The organism is Tepidanaerobacter sp. EBM-38 (genome assembly GCA_001896545.1).
Taxonomy (GTDB): Bacteria; Bacillota; Thermosediminibacteria; order Thermosediminibacterales; family Tepidanaerobacteraceae; genus Tepidanaerobacter.
In genome coordinates, this window is sequence record MPOT01000065.1 from 30,986 (window position 1) to 50,949 (window position 19,964).

The 19,964-nt window shown below is 41.1% G+C and carries 18 protein-coding genes; 11 read left to right on the plus strand and 7 right to left on the minus strand.

Going from position 1 to position 19,964, the window contains the following annotated elements; all coding sequences use genetic code 11:
* Nucleotides 1–52: 52 nt before the first annotated feature.
* Nucleotides 53–2,071 (minus strand): methyl-accepting chemotaxis protein, encoded by a 2,019-nt coding sequence (locus tag BUC45_RS07650; RefSeq protein WP_296971385.1) that lies wholly within the window; start codon nucleotides 2,069–2,071, stop codon nucleotides 53–55.
* 304 nt (nucleotides 2,072–2,375) lie between these two features.
* Between BUC45_RS07650 and BUC45_RS07655 the strand changes: the two genes are divergently transcribed.
* The gene (locus BUC45_RS07655) at nucleotides 2,376–3,044 is read left to right on the plus strand and encodes a GntR family transcriptional regulator (RefSeq protein ID WP_296971387.1); all 669 of its coding nucleotides are present in this window, start codon (nucleotides 2,376–2,378) and stop codon (nucleotides 3,042–3,044) included.
* 6 nt (nucleotides 3,045–3,050) lie between these two features.
* Here the strand turns inward: BUC45_RS07655 and BUC45_RS07660 are convergent, their stop codons facing one another.
* Nucleotides 3,051–4,544, minus strand: coding sequence for a PLP-dependent aminotransferase family protein (locus BUC45_RS07660; protein WP_296971388.1), 1,494 nt, complete (start codon nucleotides 4,542–4,544; stop codon nucleotides 3,051–3,053).
* A gap of 185 nt (nucleotides 4,545–4,729) precedes the next feature.
* Here BUC45_RS07660 and pdxS point away from each other — a divergent pair, with 185 nt between their 5' ends.
* Both pdxS and BUC45_RS07670 read left to right on the plus strand, forming a co-directional pair.
* Nucleotides 4,730–5,584 (plus strand): pyridoxal 5'-phosphate synthase lyase subunit PdxS, encoded by an 855-nt coding sequence (gene pdxS / locus BUC45_RS07665; RefSeq protein ID WP_296971390.1) that lies wholly within the window; start codon nucleotides 4,730–4,732, stop codon nucleotides 5,582–5,584.
* 295 nt (nucleotides 5,585–5,879) lie between these two features.
* Entirely contained in the window at nucleotides 5,880–6,344 is a 465-nt protein-coding gene (locus BUC45_RS07670) for a chemotaxis protein CheX (RefSeq protein WP_276792124.1), read from the plus strand.
* Between the two features lie 338 nt (nucleotides 6,345–6,682).
* Here BUC45_RS07670 and BUC45_RS07675 read toward each other — a convergent pair whose 3' ends face one another.
* Nucleotides 6,683–7,762: an ATP-dependent 6-phosphofructokinase gene (locus BUC45_RS07675; RefSeq protein ID WP_276792122.1), complete on the minus strand. Its 1,080-nt coding sequence runs from the start codon at nucleotides 7,760–7,762 to the stop codon at nucleotides 6,683–6,685.
* A gap of 335 nt (nucleotides 7,763–8,097) precedes the next feature.
* Between BUC45_RS07675 and BUC45_RS07680 the strand changes: the two genes are divergently transcribed.
* The 6 genes from BUC45_RS07680 (at nucleotide 8,098) to ilvD (ending at nucleotide 13,552) form a co-directional block, all read left to right on the plus strand.
* The gene (locus BUC45_RS07680; protein ID WP_276792120.1) at nucleotides 8,098–8,514 is read left to right on the plus strand and encodes an ATPase, T2SS/T4P/T4SS family; all 417 of its coding nucleotides are present in this window, start codon (nucleotides 8,098–8,100) and stop codon (nucleotides 8,512–8,514) included.
* A 103-nt stretch (nucleotides 8,515–8,617) separates the two neighbouring features.
* Nucleotides 8,618–9,676 (plus strand): type IV pilus twitching motility protein PilT, encoded by a 1,059-nt coding sequence (locus tag BUC45_RS07685; protein WP_276792117.1) that lies wholly within the window; start codon nucleotides 8,618–8,620, stop codon nucleotides 9,674–9,676.
* Between the two features lie 106 nt (nucleotides 9,677–9,782).
* Nucleotides 9,783–10,163, plus strand: a complete 381-nt coding sequence (locus tag BUC45_RS07690) for a type II secretion system protein (protein ID WP_296971391.1) — start codon at nucleotides 9,783–9,785, stop codon at nucleotides 10,161–10,163.
* Between the two features lie 300 nt (nucleotides 10,164–10,463).
* On the plus strand, nucleotides 10,464–11,207 hold the full coding sequence (locus tag BUC45_RS07695) for an A24 family peptidase (RefSeq protein WP_276792113.1): 744 nt from the start codon (nucleotides 10,464–10,466) through the stop codon (nucleotides 11,205–11,207).
* A 153-nt stretch (nucleotides 11,208–11,360) separates the two neighbouring features.
* Nucleotides 11,361–11,897 (plus strand): acetolactate synthase small subunit, encoded by a 537-nt coding sequence (gene ilvN / locus BUC45_RS07700; RefSeq protein ID WP_296971392.1) that lies wholly within the window; start codon nucleotides 11,361–11,363, stop codon nucleotides 11,895–11,897.
* Nucleotides 11,894–13,552: a dihydroxy-acid dehydratase gene (ilvD, locus tag BUC45_RS07705; protein ID WP_296971394.1), complete on the plus strand. Its 1,659-nt coding sequence runs from the start codon at nucleotides 11,894–11,896 to the stop codon at nucleotides 13,550–13,552. Before ilvN ends, ilvD begins: the two co-directional genes overlap by 4 nt.
* Before the next feature lie 150 nt (nucleotides 13,553–13,702).
* Here the strand turns inward: ilvD and BUC45_RS07710 are convergent, their stop codons facing one another.
* The 4 genes from BUC45_RS07710 to BUC45_RS07725 form a co-directional block, all read right to left on the minus strand.
* Entirely contained in the window at nucleotides 13,703–14,701 is a 999-nt protein-coding gene (locus BUC45_RS07710) for an ABC transporter permease subunit (protein ID WP_296971395.1), read from the minus strand.
* On the minus strand, nucleotides 14,694–15,647 hold the full coding sequence (locus BUC45_RS07715) for an ABC transporter ATP-binding protein (RefSeq protein WP_296971398.1): 954 nt from the start codon (nucleotides 15,645–15,647) through the stop codon (nucleotides 14,694–14,696). Before BUC45_RS07715 ends, BUC45_RS07710 begins: the two co-directional genes overlap by 8 nt.
* A gap of 2 nt (nucleotides 15,648–15,649) precedes the next feature.
* Entirely contained in the window at nucleotides 15,650–16,825 is a 1,176-nt protein-coding gene (locus BUC45_RS07720; protein ID WP_296971400.1) for an NEW3 domain-containing protein, read from the minus strand.
* Nucleotides 16,826–17,075: 250 nt separating this feature from the next.
* The gene (locus BUC45_RS07725; protein WP_296971402.1) at nucleotides 17,076–17,450 is read right to left on the minus strand and encodes a LysM peptidoglycan-binding domain-containing protein; all 375 of its coding nucleotides are present in this window, start codon (nucleotides 17,448–17,450) and stop codon (nucleotides 17,076–17,078) included.
* A gap of 338 nt (nucleotides 17,451–17,788) precedes the next feature.
* Between BUC45_RS07725 and BUC45_RS07730 the strand changes: the two genes are divergently transcribed.
* On the plus strand, nucleotides 17,789–18,292 hold the full coding sequence (locus BUC45_RS07730; RefSeq protein WP_296971405.1) for an NAD(P)H-dependent oxidoreductase subunit E: 504 nt from the start codon (nucleotides 17,789–17,791) through the stop codon (nucleotides 18,290–18,292).
* Nucleotides 18,276–19,964 (plus strand): NuoF family protein (locus BUC45_RS07735; RefSeq protein ID WP_296971406.1); only part of this gene is annotated, 1,689 nt, incomplete at its 3' end. The genes BUC45_RS07730 and BUC45_RS07735, both read left to right, overlap by 17 nt.

Sequence of the window (19,964 nt, forward strand, 5' to 3'; positions counted from 1 at the left end):
GTTTTTGAAATATCCAGACTCAATCACTATTGTTACATAATAATCTACTAAATTACACTTTAAATACCTTAGTTGCATCTGACAACTCTTTTATCATCCTTGCAAGTTCATTTATTGAAGCCGTTATTTCTTCCATAGAAGCTGCTTGCTCTTCAACTGCTGCGCTGACTTCTTCAGTGCTGGCGGCAGATTCTTGAGTGATAGCGGAAATGTCTTCAATAGCACTTATAACATTTTGCTTATTTTCATCGATTTCTTTAATTTGTTCAATAAGTAATGCCAAATACTTGATTGAATCATTTACAGCTTTTTGTATTTCCTTAAATATGTCAGATGTATTGTCCATTGAAAGGGTAAAATTACCCATCAGGTTTTCTGCATTTGCCATAGATGTTTGTGCCTGCCGTATAACAGAGGTGATTTCATTTATCATACTGCCGATATCTTTTGTTGCAATGGCAGTTTGTTCGGCTAACTTCCTTATTTCATCTGCAACTACTGCAAATCCCCTTCCCGCATCTCCGGCTCTGGCCGCTTCAATGGCTGCATTTAGTGCGAGAAGATTTGTTTGGTCTGCTACAGAAGTAATTGTTTCAAGTATATTCGAAATGGAAGCTGATTTTTCAGTGACGGCCTTTATGGTTTGAGATACCTCTTCTATTGCCATGCTGCTTTGCGCAAAGTTGCTTTCCAGTTCGGTTATAACCTTTAGACCGCTTTCGCTTTTTGCACCTGTCTGCATTGTAAAATCACTGGTATCTTTAGCAATGCTGCTTATGTTGTCAAGTTTCTTGCCAAGCTCTGCAGTTAAATTTACTGCCATTTCGGCATCTTTTGCCTGCTCGCTTGCTCCTTCGGCTATTTGTTGAATGGTTGCAGAAACTTCTTCACTGCCTGCGGCTACTTGCTCTACAGATTCATTTAAAGCACCAGTGGTATCTTCGGAGATTTGTGCTATTTTCTGTATATTTGTTACTATATTTTTAAAACTTACTACTGCGGTGTTAAGTGCTCTTATTGCCGCACCAAATTCATCCCGCCGCTTAGTATCGATAGACCTGGTAAGATTGCCTTCTGCAAGCTCCGCGGCATACTTCTGCACCTCTAATAGAGGGGTTTTTATAGCTTTAGAAATGTAAAACGCAAACAGTATTCCAAGTGCTATAAAAACAATTGTCATTATGATAGTATTTCGTCTTATGGAATTAAGACCTGCGAATATCTCGCTTTTTTCCTGAGTCAAGGCAATTGACCAATCAGTTCCCTCGACCGGCGCAAATGCCATATACTTTACTACACCTTTGTACTCGTACTCTCCAAAACCGGATTCGCCTTCGGCCATTTTTTGCTCCAATATTGCCAAACCCTGAAGCTCGGGCGTGCTTTCAGCACTCTGTACAGTATTATCCTTGTCTACGACAAGCTGTGTATCCCGATGTGCTATGGTTATTCCTTCACTGTTTATCATATACCCATAGCCGGTCTTGCCGAACTGAACGCCGGCAATCATATCATTCATTTTTTTATGATCTAATGCTGCTACTAATATGCCAACCTGCTTGCCCTCATTTTTTATCGGAGCTGCCAAATATATAATCAATTGATTGTTTTTATAGACAGGATCTGAAAAACTTGTTTTACCAACAAGTGCATCTTTAAAGAATTTTTCACTATTTACGGTATCCTGCGTTTCGTCAATGTATACAACATTGCCGTTCAAGTCTGCTACTCCTATATTATAGTAGCCTAAACGTTCTTTATCTTCTAATAAAGCCGGTTTTTGTTCGTCCCAAACCATATTGCGTACCCTTATTTTTGCAGCACAACTTTCAAGCTCGGCTGCTATTTTTTCGTTCCACATTTTTATAGATTGTGCATGAGCTTTAGCTTGTGCCAGTAACAGTTCCGAAACACTGCTTTGAATCGTCGACGCCGCACGCATATATGACATATATCCTAAAGTGCTGCAAATGATTACTATCAGTATAGAAATGCTGAAAGTGATAAACCTGCCGATACTAGTGCTTTGTTTGAACTTTTTACTGTTGAGCATGCCGCTTTTTTTTGGCATTTTTGACCTCTCCCTTCTCATCCTGCTGTTTGTTTATACAGGTAATTGTAGGAATTTGTAGAAAATTGTAGGTTTGGCGTAATTTTATTATAAACCAGCTTTTATGGCAAATCAAGTAAATTTTGTAATTTCCCAAAAGAATCAATTGTATAATAATGTGTTAATATTAATAATTAATAGAAATATTGTAAGTGAGAGCTAAAAAGAAGAGCATAAGATTTGCTTTAAAAAACTTTAAATGTATAGTAGAATTGATATGGAACTCTTGAGAACTTTATTGTTAATAATTCAGGGAGGTTTTTATATGACATCCGATATTCAGGATACCGGGTATTCCCTTAGAGCCAGAATATATAATAGTCTAAAAAAAGCAATATTAGACGGAACTTATAAACACGGTGAAAGCCTGATTGAGATGAAGCTGGCAAAAGAATTAGGTGTTAGCCGCACACCTATAAGGGAAGCACTCAGACAATTGGAACTTGAGGGCTTGGTATCAAGTATTCCAAACAAAGGCGTTATCGTTGAAGGAGTTACCCTTCAAGATATTGACGATATTTATACTATCCGAAAAACGATAGAGGGTTTGGCCGCCAGATGGGCTGCAGAAAAAATTTCCGATGCTCAACTAAAGGAACTAAAAGACACCTTAGACCTTATGGAATTTTATACTAAGAAAGGGAATACAGAAAAGCTTTCGGAATTGGACTCTAAGTTCCATGATATAATATTCCAAGCAAGCAATAGCAGGCCACTTGAATCGGTGCTTACTAATTTTCACCAATTTATTCAGCGGGCGCGGCTGGTTTCCGTAAAAGCTGCAGGAAGAGCAGTTCACTCGCTAGAAGAGCATCGGGATATTTATGATGCCTTAGCAGCTCATGATGCTGATGCCGCCGAGAAAGCAATGACAAACCACGTAGGAAATGCCAGAGTAAATCTCATACCATTTTTTGAAAAAGAAGAATTATAGTTAGAGCTATAATAACGGCCGGTCATTCGGGCCTTGAAAGACCTTATGGGGATTATCGATGAGAGACCGAATACTTTCGGCTAGCAGGGCAATCCCCTCTTCGATATCTTTTGCCGAAATCTGTGCAATACTTAATCTAAAACCTTCGGACGGTCTTTGATCTATAAAAAATAACTCTCCGGGCATTATGGAAACCCCTTTTTTCAAGGCTTCGTAGTAGAGACTGGTGGAGTATATGCCTTTTGGAAGATTAATCCAGAAAAAATGACCTCCTTTAGGATAGAAATAATTCACATCGCTAGGCATGTAATTTTCCAATGACTTTGCGGTTTCTTGCCATTTTTTATAAAATATTTTTTGAAGATGGCTCACGTGTTCGGCCCAAAGGCTTTTCCTTAAAAACAAATCCAAGATTCTCTGTGAAAGCCCTGAAGTAGATATATCCGAAGAATATTTAGCAAGAGCGATCTTATCAAAATGGCGCCTTGGAACCCACAGAAAAGCTATACGTAAGCCTGGCAAGAACAGTTTGGAAAAACTTTTGATGTAAAACACCTTGTCAGAATCGTCGAGAGCCTTTAGCAGAGTGGGTTTTTCATCGTAATAAAGGTCGCTAATATGATCGTCTTCAATTATATAGAAATCATATTCCTTGGAAAGAGCTATCAGCTCTTTCTTTTTTTCTATACTGTAAGAATAACCGGTAGGATTTTGGAAAACCGGCATTGTATAAAAAAGCCTCGGAGGATTTGACATTATATTTTTTTTCAAATCATCAAGATCAACTCCATCCTCCTGCATGTTAATTTCAACAATGCGGGCATTTCTAGACTTAAAGGCATTGACGGCTCCCGGATAAGTGGGAGCTTCCACATAGACCACATCCTTGTAATTTAAAAAAGCCTTTGCAACTATATCAATTCCTTGCTGAGCTCCTGATACTATCTGTATTTCCTCAAGGGGGATATCAAGGTTATGCTGTGCCTTCATAAAATCACGGATAGATTCCCTAAGCGGCTGATATCCGCTGCTTTCTTGATATTCTAATGCATAACCGCCGTCCCTGTCCAAGACCTCGTTGATTACCTCTTTAAAATCTTTTACAGGAAAGTATTTTGGCGAGATAGATGCACCGGCAAAATCAAACTTTATAAAACCGTCTTTTTTTACATATACCGATTCTGCAGCAGGATCAGGAGAAAGCATATTTTCGATTGGAACATCGAATTCTCCCAAATGCGTTTTTTTACCGATAAAACTCACATAAGTTCCGCTGCCTATTTTAGATTTTGCATAACCATCTGCCTGCAGCTTTTTGTATGCATTAACTATTGTAACTGTATTAACATCGAAAAAAGAAGCCATGCGGCGAATAGGCGGAAGTTTTTCTCCATAAGTTATAGCACCGCTTTCGATAAGTTGTACCATGCCGTTGTAAATTTGGATATAAAGCGGAACATCGGAAGTCCTATCCAAATGTATCGATACGAATTTATCCATAATGCCCTCCAAAGCCTAAATTTTACAAAGTGTATTGACAAACACTTTGTAAAATGGCATAATATTGTATGTACAAAATGATTAAAGTGTACCATGAACTGTAAAAACTCAACTCACTAAACATTTTGTACCGATACATTGATTATACCACATTATTTAAGCAGTGAAAACAAGGAGGTTAAAACATGTCAAGTCAAATCAATGCTAAATTAATGGGTGGCGTCATAATGGATGTCACTACTCCGGAACAAGCCGAGATCGCCGAACAGGCCGGAGCTGTAGCGGTCATGGCTTTAGAGCGCGTACCTGCGGATATCAGAAAACAGGGCGGAGTTGCTCGCATGTCAGACCCAAAAATTATTAAGGAAATTAAAGCAGCGGTATCAATACCCGTTATGGCCAAATGCCGAATTGGGCATTTCGTAGAAGCCCAGATTTTAGAGGCATTAGGAATTGACTACATAGATGAAAGCGAAGTTTTAACTCCCGCGGACGAAGCCTTTCATATTGATAAAACTAAATTCAAAACACCTTTTGTATGTGGGGCCAGAAATCTCGGTGAAGCCCTCCGCCGTATAGGTGAAGGGGCTGCCATGATTCGGACCAAAGGTGAAGCGGGTACCGGCAACGTAGTTGAAGCAGTAAAACACATACGAACCGTTATGGGGCAAATCCGCAAACTTGCCAGCACGCCTGAAGAAGAGCTCATGAGTGCTGCCAAGGAGATGGGTGCTCCCTTTGACCTAGTTAAGTATGTAGCCAAGGAAGGCAAACTTCCTGTTGTAAACTTTGCCGCCGGCGGCGTTGCAACTCCTGCTGATGCAGCTCTGTTAATGCAGCTTGGGTGTGACGGAGTATTTGTAGGTTCCGGTATCTTCAAATCTGCCAACCCGGAGAAAATGGCAAAGGCTATAGTGGATGCTGTTGCAAACTATAACAATCCTGATGTTTTAGCCCAAATATCCGAAAACTTGGGTGAGGCCATGCAAAGCATTGAAATAGATAAATTAGAAGACCACTATGCCGAGCGTGGGTGGTAATTAATCGGCAATATGTTGCTGACATTTATAAGTTTTATCTATATACCAAAATAAAAACAGTCCCTAAATAAAAGTTTTGACGCTTTTATTTAGGGACTGTTTTTTAAAGTTCCAACTTATTAAAAGCTGGTATTCATTAGCGCATTAATCTGTTTAGTTATTTTAGTTGTAAATCGGTCGAGAAGTTGGTAATATTATATATATTATCGACAAAACTTAAGACTTCTTTAATAATTGTCGATGCAGAATTCGGTAAAATGCTTTTAAATACTGGCTTTAGCAGGAGTGATTCTGAATGGATGCAAAACATGTAAACCCTTTTTTGATGGCGTTTCAAAATGTGATGCCGCAAATAGGATTTCAAAGTATTAAAAGGGGCAAATTAAGCGTTAAAGGGGAACAATTGCAGACGGACGGTATACTTATAATAATAGGTCTTGTCGGGGATTTAAAGGGAAATGTAGTATACTTTATAAATATGGATGATGCAAAAAAAATTTCTTCAAAAATGATGATGGGTATGCCGGTCGATGAATTTAATGAAATGGCTCAAAGTGCTTTATCTGAGCTTGCCAATATGCTTACCGCAAATGCAAGTACAGAGTTTTCTAAGGAAAACATAAGAATCGGTATTTCAAGTCCTACACTTATGTATGGAGAAAACATTACAACAAAATTAAGTACTGAAAAGGTTTTGTGTGTGGAAATTATTGTTGATGATGATATAATTATTGAATTAAATATATCAATTGAAAGCTAAATCTTGTTTCATAAATTGAATTCATAATTGTTACTGTAGTCCTTGATATTTTAGCAACACTGATAATTCTAAAAATTATAATATATGTAAAGGGCAATGCTGAAATAGCAGCTAAGGATGAAAATAAGAAAATGATTAGAAACGTAATGGAAAGATACTATGCAAATAATATGGAATATCCGAACTCAGATTCAGGAAATAAGCTGTCGAAAGAAGTGCTGAAAGATTATCTGAATTTGTAAGAAGTCCATGTCCAAATTAAGAAATATATACAACTGCCTTCATTTGAGTAGCTTTCTCAGATAAAAAGCCAGTTAGAAAAACTGGTGGATGATAAATTAATCACCGAAGCTGATTCCCAAACTTTTGGCTGCTTTTATCAAAGAGTGCTCTGCGGGGATTACTCTGCAACCTGAGGGAATTTCCTCAAAAGTCAATGAAGTAATTTCACCATTTTTAAGGGATACCATTTTGCCGAATTCCCCGGCAAGCGCAAGCCTTGCGGCGGCCTCGCCGTAGCGTGTGGCCAAAATTCGGTCAAAGGGCGACGGAGAACCGCCTCTTTGTAAGTGTCCCAATACTGTTGCACGACTTTCAAAACCGGTGGTATTCTCTACCATACGGGCAACCAGATGACCTATACCCCCTAGGCGAATAGGGTCACCACTACCTTTTATAGTGTCCCTTACCACCTGTTCGCCTTTGGGGGTTTTTGCACCTTCGGCAACTACTATGATACTAAAAGGCTTACCTTCTGCCTTCCTAGAAATTATCTTTTTTGCCACATTTTCAATTGACCATGAGATTTCTGGTATCAGAATCACATCTGCACCGCCCGCCACACCGCTATAAAGCGCTATCCAACCGGCGTACCTTCCCATGAGCTCCAAAACCATCACCCTATGGTGAGATTCGGCCGTGGTATGGAGCTTGTCTAAGGCATCGGTGGCTGTTGTTACAGCAGTGTCAAAACCGAAGGTCTGATCTGTGCCCTGCATGTCGTTGTCGATGGTCTTTGGAACACCTATTATGCGGGCGCCTTTTTCCGCGAGTTCCCGAGCAATGGCAAGACTTCCGTCCCCGCCGATGACTATGAGACAGTCGATTTGGAAAGTTTCAAGGTTTTCCACGGCTTTATCAGACATATCCCTATAAACAGTTTTATTACCCTCTTTAACAGGAAAATTGAAAGGGTTGTCCCGATTGTTAGTGCCCAGAATTGTACCACCACGGGGCAATAGTCCTGAGATGTGCTGTTTTTCCAATCGCAAATAATCTCCTCGAATGAGGCCGCTATACCCGTTTCTAAAACCATAAAGCTCTGCGTCTTCCGCCGCTGCCACTTTGGCAACCGCTCGAATCACCGCATTCAATCCGGGAGCGTCCCCGCCACCGGTGAGAATTCCCAATCTTTTCATGCTTTATAACCTCCCCGGTATTAATTCGAAGATGTATAAGATGATATCAAAGTAATTATAGTAATTGTGGAAGTACATTCCATTTTATAACTTTAATGTAATTAGTCAACAGATTTACAAAAGGTTTTTAATTAAATAAATTATATATCATATTTTTGTTTTTGTGCCATAGAGTGTTGAAAAATAGATGATATTGATATATATTACAGTTAAAACATAGATTATCAATTTTTGCATATTAAAAAAATATATGGATACAATCTGTTGACGACATCAAACTTATTTCTGGGCTTAATGTCAAGCCGGTACTAGCCGATGAAGACGATATACTCACAGTGATCAACCAATATTATACCATGAAGGAATCCATAGAACAGGTTATTGACGAGCTGGCCGGTGCAGATATGGGTAAGGACACTACTACAGAAAATGAACTTGAGGCTTCGGAACGAGCACCTGTAGTTAAGCTTGTAAACTCCATCATTCAGCAGGGAATACGGGATGGGGCAAGTGACATACATATAGAACCATGGGAAGATGTTGTAAAGATTCGTTATAGAATAGACGGCATATTGCATGAGATCATGAAGTATCCCAAGCATCTGCACAATGCCGTAACAGCTCGAATAAAGATAATCTCCGATATGGATATTACAATAAAGCGTCTACCCCAGGACGGAAGAAAAAATTTTGAGTTTGACGGAATAAATGTAGATTTGAGAATTTCTACACTTCCTATAAGAACGGCATGAAAACCTTAAAGGAAAGCGGAGTGGATTTAGTCTTAAAGGGTACAACCACTACTGACGAAATTTTGAAGGCTTCGACAGTAGAAAATTAAGGGGAATTGAATTTATGCTAACTATTAATAATTTATTGGAAATGGCTACCAAAAGCAACGCATCAGACCTCCATCTGACCGCTGGCGTGCCTCCGGTCATGCGCATATACGGGAAGTTAGTTTTTTCCGAAATGGACATATTGACCCCCAAATCCACTCAGGCTCTGGCCGACGAGATTTTAAACGAGAAACAAAAAGCGGTGTTAGAACAAGAAGGGCAGATAGACTTGTCGTTGTCCCTGGCTCAAACTGGGAGATTTAGGGTAAACGTCTTTAAACAGCGAGGCTCCATAGGTCTTGCCATAAGACTCATACCTTACGAGATTCCGTCCCTTGCAAAGCTGCACTTACCGCCAATTATACGAACTTTGGCCGAAAAAGAGAGTGGTTTCATCTTGGTAACGGGACCGGCTGGAAGCGGCAAATCTACTACATTGGCAGCAATGATAGATATTATCAATACTGAGCGAAGCTGTCATATAATAACACTAGAAGATCCCATAGAGTTTTTACATAAACATAAAAAAAGCATCGTAAATCAACGGGAAATAGAAACTGACTCACAAAGCTTTTCAGCGGCATTGAGGGCAGCCTTAAGGCAGGACCCTGATGTGATTCTTGTTGGAGAAATGCGAGATTTGGAAACAATTTCAACAGCTATTACAGCTGCGGAAACCGGTCATCTGGTGCTTTCTACATTACACACCAATGGTGCGCCCCAGACCGTGGACAGGATTATCGATGTATTCCCGCCTCATCAGCAGCAGCAAGTGAGAATCCAACTGGCCAATACATTGCTCGGGGTTATTTCACAAAGGCTTGTAACTCGGATGGACAGGCAGGGTTTGGTTCCTGCGGTGGAGGTCATGATATCCACACCGGCCATAAAAAACCTGATAAGGGAAGGGAAAACCCATCAAATATATTCATCCATACAGACAGGGAGCAAATACGGAATGCAAACTATGGAAAGCTCTGTCCGTGAGCTGTATGACAGAGGCTTAATCAGTCCTGAGCAAGATATAAACAGCGTGTACAGATGGGGTTTTAAGCCACTTGATACCCAACAATAATGATTTATGCAATATCTGCCGCTTATTCATTGGCTTTAAAATAGCATAAGCATCAGGGACTTCTTCTTGCCTATTTTCGTAGAAATGGCGGCTATAAAGGAATGGGGTGAAAGATTTGATTATAAAAATTGGAAGAGCTTCCCATAAGAGAGTAAAGGGAGAAAAAGGTTTTACGCTAATTGAGCTGATTGTTGTTATCGCAGTGCTGGGGGTTTTGGCGACGCTGGTGGTACCGAAGGTTGCCCATATAAAAGATGATGCAGAAGATACCATAAACGATGCCAATAAAAAAATTATTATAAATGCATTGGAAAGATACTATGCTGAAAATATGGAATATCCGACTGACGATACTGATAATAAACTACCAAAAGACAAACTAAAAGATTATTTAGATCTAAATGATGATGAAATAGCAAAGTGGAAATATGAAAGAACAGGGAAGGATAGTTATAATTTAACCTCTACCGCAGAACCTAGTTCATAGTAGTAATAGTAATAGTATTCCCATCGTAGTTAAAATCCTACTACGATCCTGCTTTCTTCAATAACCCCTCGAATAAGCATAATTGATTCTATTGTGGGATCTTCTTTTGACAATTATATGTTTAACACATATTGCTTTCTGTTTGCTTTCTGTATCTGTATAGCAACTACTCTAAGGCAAAGGGCCGGTAGACCTTTAGTTGGTATGGTCGTCATGCGGGCGGTCATTAACCGCACCTACAAAGGGCAAACGTCGAGATTAGAACCATATCAGATTTTCCCCACGGAAGGGGCTGACCTATTGAACCTTTTCATCTTTATATTAGGCACTGTTATCGGCAGTTTTATAAATGTATGCATATACCGTATCCCTCGGGGCGAGTCGGTGGTATACCCACCGACTCATTGCCCCAGGTGCGGTTATAATCTTGGGCCTTTAGATTTGATTCCACTTTTAAGCTATTTTTGGCTTCGGGGAAGATGCCGAAGATGTGGTGAATGGATTTCCCTACAATATCCATTTGTGGAACTTTTAACAGGTATTATGTTTGTTTTGAGCTTTATTAAATTTGGGTTCACCTTTGACTTTTTGGCGGCAATTATATTGATTATTTGCCTTATAATTTCTACTTTTATAGATTTAAAGCATCAAATCATACCTGATAAAGTCGTATTGCCTACCATGGCTGCAGGTTTATTGATAAATATTGTGTTTCATTGGAAAGACCTACCTAATTATCTGCTGGGTTTTGTTCTGGGAGGCAGCATCATTTTCTTGATAGCCGTCCTTTCCCGAGGCGGCATGGGCGGGGGCGATATAAAGCTGTTTGCAACAGTGGGAATGTTTCTAGGCTTAAGGCTTACCGTTTTATCCCTGCTGCTTTCATTTATCTTTGGCAGCATCGTCGGTATTTTCCTTATTGTATTAAATTGCAAGAAAATGAAAGATGCCATTCCCTTTGGGCCTTTTATAGCTTTAGGCAGCGTTGTCAGCTTGTTTATGGGTGAGAGCATTATTTCCTGGTATTTGGGTTTGTTTTTTTAGGAGGGAGGAGTTTTGTATCAAAAAGGATATACCGTAATTGATATGATACTTGTAAGGTCTTATAGAAAAATCCTACTTCTGACATTGAAAGCGGACGAAGCGATCCCTTTGCCGCAATATAAGTTAATGAAAAATTAAAAAGAAGGTGTTAAAGTGCGTAAAGCAATTTTTTCGGTGCTTGTTCACAATGAGTATGGTGTTGTTACAAGGATTTCAGGGCTTTTTACAAGAAGAGGCTTCAATATAACCAGCTTTACTGGTGAGGAAACCGATGACCCAAAGATATCCCGTATTACTATTGTAGCTGAAGGTGACGAGAGGGAGCTTTCTCAGATAAAAAGCCAGGTGGAAAAACTGGTAGATGTGATAAAGGTCGTAGAGCTCGATGCAAAAGCTTCTGTTCAGCGGGAACTTGCCCTTATCAAAGTAAGAACTGATGATGTTAACAGAACTGAAGTATTTCAAATTGTTGAAACATTTAGGGGTAAGATTATAGACATTGAGCCTGAATCGGTAATTGTAGAGCTTACGGGAGATGTAAGCAAAGTCAAAGCATTTTTAAATTTGATGAAACGCTATGGTATAATTGAAATAGTAAGGACCGGCGGCATAGCATTGCAGCGAGGCAAAGAGAGCATATATGATGCACCGGACCCGGATAAGACACTGGCAAAGGAGGAAATCCAATGATAAGTGATAGAGTAAAAAAAGGAGTTATGAGAGCACCGCACCGCTCGCTATTTTATGCAATGGGATATACTAAAGAGGAACTGGCAAGACCCTTAATAGGCATTGTAAATGCACAAAATGATATAATTCCCGGACATATTCACTTGGATACTATAGCACAGGCAGCAAAACTGGGTGTTGCAATGGCCGGCGGCACGCCCATAGAGTTTCCTGCTATAGGGGTATGTGACGGGATTGTAATGGGGCATATAGGTATGAAATATTCCTTGGCCTCTCGTGAACTCATAGCAGATTCCATCGAAGCAATGGCTATTGCTCACGGGTTTGACGGCTTGGTGCTCATACCTAACTGTGATAAAATCGTGCCGGCAATGCTCATGGCGGCGGCACGCATTAACATACCGGCTGTTGTTATAAGCGGCGGGCCTATGTTTGCAGGCAGATATAAAGGCAAGGACATAGACCTTAATACCTGTTTTGAAAAGGTGGCTGAATTTACTTCGGGAAAGATAAGCGAAAAAGAGCTTGAGGAAGTAGAACAACAGGCTTGTCCCGGGTGTGGTTCATGCTCCGGTATATTTACGGCAAATTCCATGAACTGCCTGACTGAGGCTTTAGGCATGGGCCTTCCCGGCAACGGAACCATACCGGCAAGTTCGGGAGCACGTATCGGTTTGGCAAAAAAGGCCGGCATGCAGGTTATGGAAATGGTAAAACAGGATATAAAACCGCGGGATATAATGACAAGAGAAGCTTTTGAAAATGCAATCACCGTTGATATGGGTATGGCAGGTTCAACCAATACGGTGCTCCATCTTCCGGCGATTGCCCATGAAGCCGGCATAAAGCTTGAGCTTGATATTTTCGATAAGATAAGTCAAAGGACTCCCTATCTTGCAAAACTTGCTCCCAGCGGCCACTATCATGTCCAGGACTTTCATGAAGCAGGGGGAATATCTGCGCTTATGAAGGAGCTTTCGCGTAAGGGACTGCTCAATCTGGATTTAATTACAGTTACCGGTAAGACGATCGGCGAAAATATTGCCGATGCCGAGATTGAAAATACCGATGTGATTCATCCGCTGGAAAATCCGTATAGAGAAACAGGAGGTCTTGCCATACTTCGCGGCAACCTTGCTCCAAACGGCGCAGTAGTCAAGGAAGCTGCTGTGGCGCCGGAGATGCTCTATCATGAAGGCCCGGCACGGATTTATAATTCTGAAGAAGAGGTTACTGAGGCAATTTTTTCCGGCAAGATTCAAAAGGGCGATGTGGTGGTTATCCGCTATGAAGGGCCTAAAGGGGGCCCGGGCATGCGGGAGATGCTATCGCCAACCTCGGCAATAGCAGGTATGGGCCTTGATAAGGATGTGGCACTTATCACCGATGGAAGATTTTCGGGGGCTACCCGAGGTGCATCCATAGGGCATATTTCTCCTGAAGCCATGGAAGGCGGCCCCATAGGCCTACTTCAAGACGGCGACATAATCCGAATAGATATAAATAACCGAAAAATTGAAGTGCTTCTTTCAGATGAAGAACTGGCACGCCGCAAGACCTCATGGCAGCAGCCTGAGCCCAAGGTAAAAACGGGATACCTTTCCCGCTATGCACGCCTTGTAACATCTGCCAATACCGGTGCGGTGCTAAAATAAAATATTAGGTACACAACATTTGATGCATACCTATTAATATGAATACCCCTTAGCTTTGAAACTTAAGCTTAAGGGGTATTAATTTGCTCCAAGCCGCCGGTGTCTTATTTTGTGCCAAAATAGCAAATATACTGGGCAATATTAGATAATTCAAGCACGGATTTCCTGCCGTATGAAGAGCGTATAAGTTATGCCAAATATAATTACAGTTCCTGCTATAAGACCTGTAAGGTGCGGCCATATCAGAAGCAGGCTCTGGCCCAGAGGCAAGAAACCCGGTATGGCTCCATAGGCCTGCTCCATCAATACGGGTCCCAACGTCCTGACACTTGGCGAGAGAATAGTTATCGCCGCTTCGCTGTAAAGCGTTGACGGTGATAGCCTGCTTATGCCCTGAGCAATCCTGATATTATTTAGCTGTGTCAGAGCATCTGCTTTATCGGTTATGGGGTAGAGGGTGTCAGCTACCATGCCTGCAAATATAGGTAGAAATATGGTAAGAAACAGCCATAATGCGATGCCGGAAAGAGCCGAAGTTGCCGTTTGGCGAAAGATAACTGAAAACAGCATGGAAAGTGCCAGCCAAAAAGCCATGTAAACTATGCTTAATAATAAATATATTAAGAGTCTTACGATTTCCTCACCCTCCGGTGCAACTCCCGTCAATATAATACCCATACCTGCCACAAAACCGCCAAGCGCAAATGTCATCAGAGCCAGTATGAAAAGCCGTGCAAGAAACTTTCCATTGATAACATCATCCCTGTATATGGGCTGTGCCAGCAGTCTTGTCAGTGTCCCGCTGTTTTGCTCTGCATTTATGGCATCAAAACCCATGGAAAGCCCCACAAGCGGGCCGAGCAATGACAAAAACCATGTAAAAGAGGGCAGGGAAGTTCCTGAAGTTGCAAACAGCCGAATAAGTATGAAGTTTGCTCCTGAATCTTCACTTACTGCCCCTATATTAGAGGCTGCCGAGTAAAATGAGACAATCCCTGTAAGCGCAATCAAGGCAAACAGAATAAGGCATCTTATGCTTGAAAGCTGGTCGGCCAGTTCCTTTATAAATACCACTTTTACGCCGCCGGAATTTTCTTCGGAAGAAGAGCTTTTGAATTTTTTCAAGAGAAAATCCTTTAACTTATCCATTGCTACTTGCACCTCCTTCCTGAAAATACCGATGATAAATATCATCAAGATCGGAACCGCGTATCTTCAAGTGGTAAATATCCATATTTTGTGCCACAAGTTCCCTTACTATTTTGGGTGCAAGTTCATGCCCTGCCCCGTCAATAACAATCATGTCATTTTGCATGCTGATTGAATTAACGCCGGGCATCGACCTTACCACATCAGACGGAAAGGCCTCTATAGGGCTTGCCTTAATTTCAATCGCCCGCTCGCCGCCTATTTTTTGGGCAAGTTCAGAAATGGTGCCTGCCGCTACAAGTTTGCCCTTTACAAAAATTCCAACTCTGTCGCAAATAGCCTGAACCTGATGAAGGAGATGAGAGGATATCAGAACGGTTTTGCCTTCTTTTTTGCCAAGCTCCGTTATAATGTCCAAAAGCTCTGCAGTGCCTTCCGGGTCAAGACCTAAAGTAGGCTCATCCAGGAATACCACTTCAGGGTCCTTTAAAAGCACATCGGCCACACCCAGCCGCTGGCGCATGCCCCTTGAATACTCGCGGACTTTTCTGTCTGCTGCATCTTTAAGGCCTACCTTAGCCAGAAGGCTGTCGATTAAGTCATCCTGCCGTTCTTCGGGAATCCTGTTTAGTTTTGCAGTATAATAAAGGTTTTCCCTACCTGTCATATCACCGTAAAACCCAATACTATCCGGCATATAGCCAACTATCCGCTTTACTTTGATTGGCTCGCGGGTCGGATTTAAACCTGCCACACTGATACTGCCGGAAGTGGGCTCGGAAAGCCCCATAAGCATCAATATTGTAGTGGTCTTTCCAGCGCCGTTTGGTCCGAGCAGGCCGAATATCTCGCCCTTCGATATCGAAAGATTCAAATTATCCACTGCAGTGATGGAACCGTAACGCTTTGTAAGGTTTTGAATTTCAATTATATTTTGTCCGTTCATGGTTATCGCCGCCCGTATTTCCTAAAGGTTGTAACTACCCAGGCCACTACTCCTATGATTATTACAACCCCTACCAAACCCCAGAGCGTAGAGGTATGGATGGTTGTCCTAATATCGGCACTGTCAGATGTTTCTGCAGCTGTAGCATTTATTGTAACCATATAGTCTCCTGCAATGGCCTTGGCGCTGGGAGTAATAAAGGCGGTAACCTGTTTCTTTTCTCCACTCTTTAGCATCTCAATGGTATTCGGTTCAAAGGTTACGGTCCAACCGGACGGTGCCTTTGCAGAAAGATTTATTCCTTGCAGGTTTGCACTTCCACTGTTTTCGAGTTCGAGAGTTAGTGCGCCCTTTTTACCGGCAGTTAAGTCCTGATTTAATCGACCCGACGGCGTAGACAGTTCGAGACGATATGTTCCGGAAATTACTACCTCCAGATCTGCCTTGGCAACCTCGCTACCATAGACCGCCGCTGCCGTTATAGTATATTTGCCTGCCTTAACTCCTTTTGGAGGTTGTACAATTATGTCAAGGTCTTGAGACTTGCCGGCCTCTAAACTAAGACTTGTAATTTGATTGTTTTGATACGCCGGCTTAAAGGATACCTGCCAGCCCTCGGGAGCATCGGCACCGAGACTGTAAAATCTGGGGCGGCCGCTGTTATTGTACAATGTGCCTCTAAAACTGAAACTTGCCGTATCCGGTCCCGAAAGCGAAGGATACTGAACTTCTATCTTGTCGGCGCCGCCTGCATCGTCATCGATTCTAATACTCAAAGGAAGGTTAGCAGTTCCACTGGCTCCAGAAGCTTTAACCGACAAGTTATAGCTGCCGCTTTTTGCATCAGATGGAATTTTGACTCTAAGCTCTGCCTCTGCGGCATTATCTGAAGGCACATAGACCCGATGTATTCTCATACCGTTGCCATAAATTCCGGCTGTCCACCCGGAAGGCACGGAAGTTACTTCAAGGTCTACGAATCCCGAGCCCTTTACTGTGAGAGGGAATGTTATATTACTGCCCGGTTGAGCCGAAATCCCCGGATATGGAGTATAGAGAACTAAAGCATTTGCAGCGTAAGCTGTTTCACATAAAATAAAGCATAAGATAAAAAATATTACTGCTAATTTTTTTACTCTCCTCAAGCTTGAGCCCTTAAATTCAAGTTGCTTTAACAAACCTCATCACCTTCCTTATTAATATTTTTAATTAATATTTCTCAATTAATATTTTAAAATAAAATTTTGAAAAAACTGTGAGGAATTTGTTACAATTTTATAAAGCTGCATAAATGTGCTATATGAATCAGTTTTGCCATCTTTTCATATACTTGAATCACATTTTTGTCTTTAAGTTTTAATAAAATAAAGAATCACCCCCTCATCTAAATAATAGTTATATTTCTATAAGATGAGGGGGTAGTTAATTTTACCGAAACCCGATAATTGGAATTCTGAGAACTTGGCCGGTATATATTGTGGCACTGGGGCCTTCTAAGTTGTTGGCTTTTACAACGGCGTCTACTGTACTGTCAAACCTTCTTGAAATAGTGGGTAGGGTGTCTCCGCGCTGCACAACATAAAGGACTTCCTGTTTAATATAAGGCTTTAGCATTGATAGAGGATCCATAGCATCTTCTGCATCACATGCATGTTGGTCTTTGGGGATGAAGAGAATTTGCCCCGGAACAATCATCATATCAGTTCCGACCCAATTGTTTTCTATAATTTTTTGGACGGTAACATTGAATCGATTTGCTATCATGCTGAGAGTGTCGCCGGATTGTACAATATATATTATCATACCACCATCCTCCTTTTTATACTTTAATAGTATATTATTCAATTGGCTCAAAAAGTTTACACTAATTAAATTGACTTTGCATTAACCTGGGGGAACATTGCTTTGCCGGCATTTTTATTATACAGTCCATAACGCATATGATTTTATTTCGTTTTTTGAGAAAAATAAAGTATAATATATATTGACAAATATTTAACAATAAAATATAATATCTATCAAAGATAAAAGACACGGGTAACCAATATTTTACGGCTTTATTTTTTGCTCTTATTTGTGAAAGTATTAACAATCACATATGCATTGGATTTCAAAATACCGTGATAAAGGAGGACTTAAATTTGGTAAATGATATTTCATGCAGAAACTTTGAAAAGGTAAACGAGATTCTTGAAAAATATGATTATAAACCGTCAAATCTTATAAGCATATTTCAGGAAGTGCAGGAGATTTATCGCTATTTGCCGGAAGAAATTCTTGTTTACATTTCCACTGCTATGAGAATAGCGCCATCTAGAATATTTGGCGTTGCTACTTTTTATGAAAGCTTTTCACTGGAGCCAAAAGGGAAAAATCTGATAAAGGTTTGTGATGGAACGGCATGTCATGTGCGAAATTCGGATAAAATCCTATCTACTACCAAAGAAATACTGAATTTAAAAGGTGATGCAAAAACGACCGATGATATGCTCTTTACGCTAGAAACTGTTTCGTGTTTGGGAGCATGCGGTCTAGCCCCTGTGATTGTTATAAATGACAAGGTATACGGCAATGTGACACCTGAGAAGGTAAGGCAGCTGATTGATGATATAAAGGAGGTAAGCTGCAATGATCAGGACAGTTGATGAGTTGCAAGGGAAATATGATGAATTGAGTAAAATGGTGCAAGGCTACCACATGCGTATTCTTGTATGCGGAGGAACCGGGTGTATTGCTAACGGTTCACTGGAGGTCTACGAAAAGTTCAAAGAAGTTTTACACAAAAAGGGGCTTTATACTGATCTAAAGCTAATTCAAGAAGGGAAAGAAGGAGTCGGCATATCTTCTAGCGGCTGCCACGGATTTTGTGAAATGGGCCCTCTTGTTAGAATTGAACCTGAAGGCTATTTATATGTAAAGGTAAAGGCCGAGGATGTTGAGGAGATTGTTGAAAGCACAGTCTTGAGAAAGCAACCTGTTAAGCGGCTTTTGTTTAAAGACTCTGCCGATAAAAAAGAGTTTCTAAAAGAAGATGAAATTCCTTTTTATCGCCGTCAAACGCGCCTTGTGCTGAAAAACTGCGGCAAAATTGATGCCGAAGACATAAGAGATTATATTGTATGTGGCGGTTATAAAGCACTTGCAAAGGTGTTAACGGAAATGACACCTGAAGAGGTCTGCGATGAGATTTTAAAATCCGGACTTAGAGGGCGCGGTGGAGCAGGGTTTCCGACAGGGAAAAAGTGGAAACAAGTTCTTATGCAGGATGCGAATATAAAGTATGTGGTGTGCAATGGAGATGAGGGAGATCCCGGAGCCTTCATGGATCGCAGTGTAATGGAAGGTGATCCTCATCGGATGCTTGAAGGCATGATAATAGCAGGATATGCATCTGGAGCCAGGGAAGGCTACATATATGTAAGAGGTGAATATCCTCTGGCGGTTAAAAGACTGCAGGTGGCTATACAACAAGCACATGAATGGGGATTTCTCGGGGAAAACATATTAGGCAGCAATTTTGATTTTGATATTCATATCAACAAGGGAGCAGGTGCGTTTGTATGCGGTGAGGGTTCGGCGCTTACTCAGTCCATTGAAGGCTTTAGGGGAATGCCTCGCCCCAGACCGCCTCGCACTGTTGAAAAGGGCCTTTTTGGGAAACCTACGGTTTTAAACAATGTAGAAACCTTTGCAAATGTACCTCTTATAGTATCTAACGGAGCTGATTGGTATCTGACTATAGGTACTCCCGGAAGCCCCGGAACGAAAATATTTGCATTGACAGGCAATATAAACAACACGGGCTTAATTGAAGTGCCTATGGGTATTACACTTCGCCAAATAATATTTGATATAGGTGCAGGCATAAGGAACGGCAAGAAGTTTAAGGCGGTTCAGATTGGAGGGCCATCAGGCGGATGTTTGACCGAAGAGCATCTTGATATTTCTATGGACTTTGATTCTCTGGAGGCTGCCGGTGCTATGGTGGGTTCAGGCGGTTTGGTAGTTTTAGATGAGGATAGCTGTATGGTAGAAGTGGCCCGGTTTTTTATGGATTTTACCCAAAGAGAATCCTGCGGCAAATGTGTGCCGTGCCGAGAAGGAACAAAAAGGATGCTGGAGATTTTAGAAAAGATAGTGTCAGGTAATGCGAATATAAAAGACTTACAACTTTTAGAGGAGCTTGCCGAAGTAGTAAAAATCGGTTCATTGTGCGGTCTTGGGAAGACTGCGCCTAACCCGGTATTGACAACGATGAAATATTTTAAAGATGAATATATGGCACATGTAGTTGAAAAAAGATGCCCCTCAAAGGTA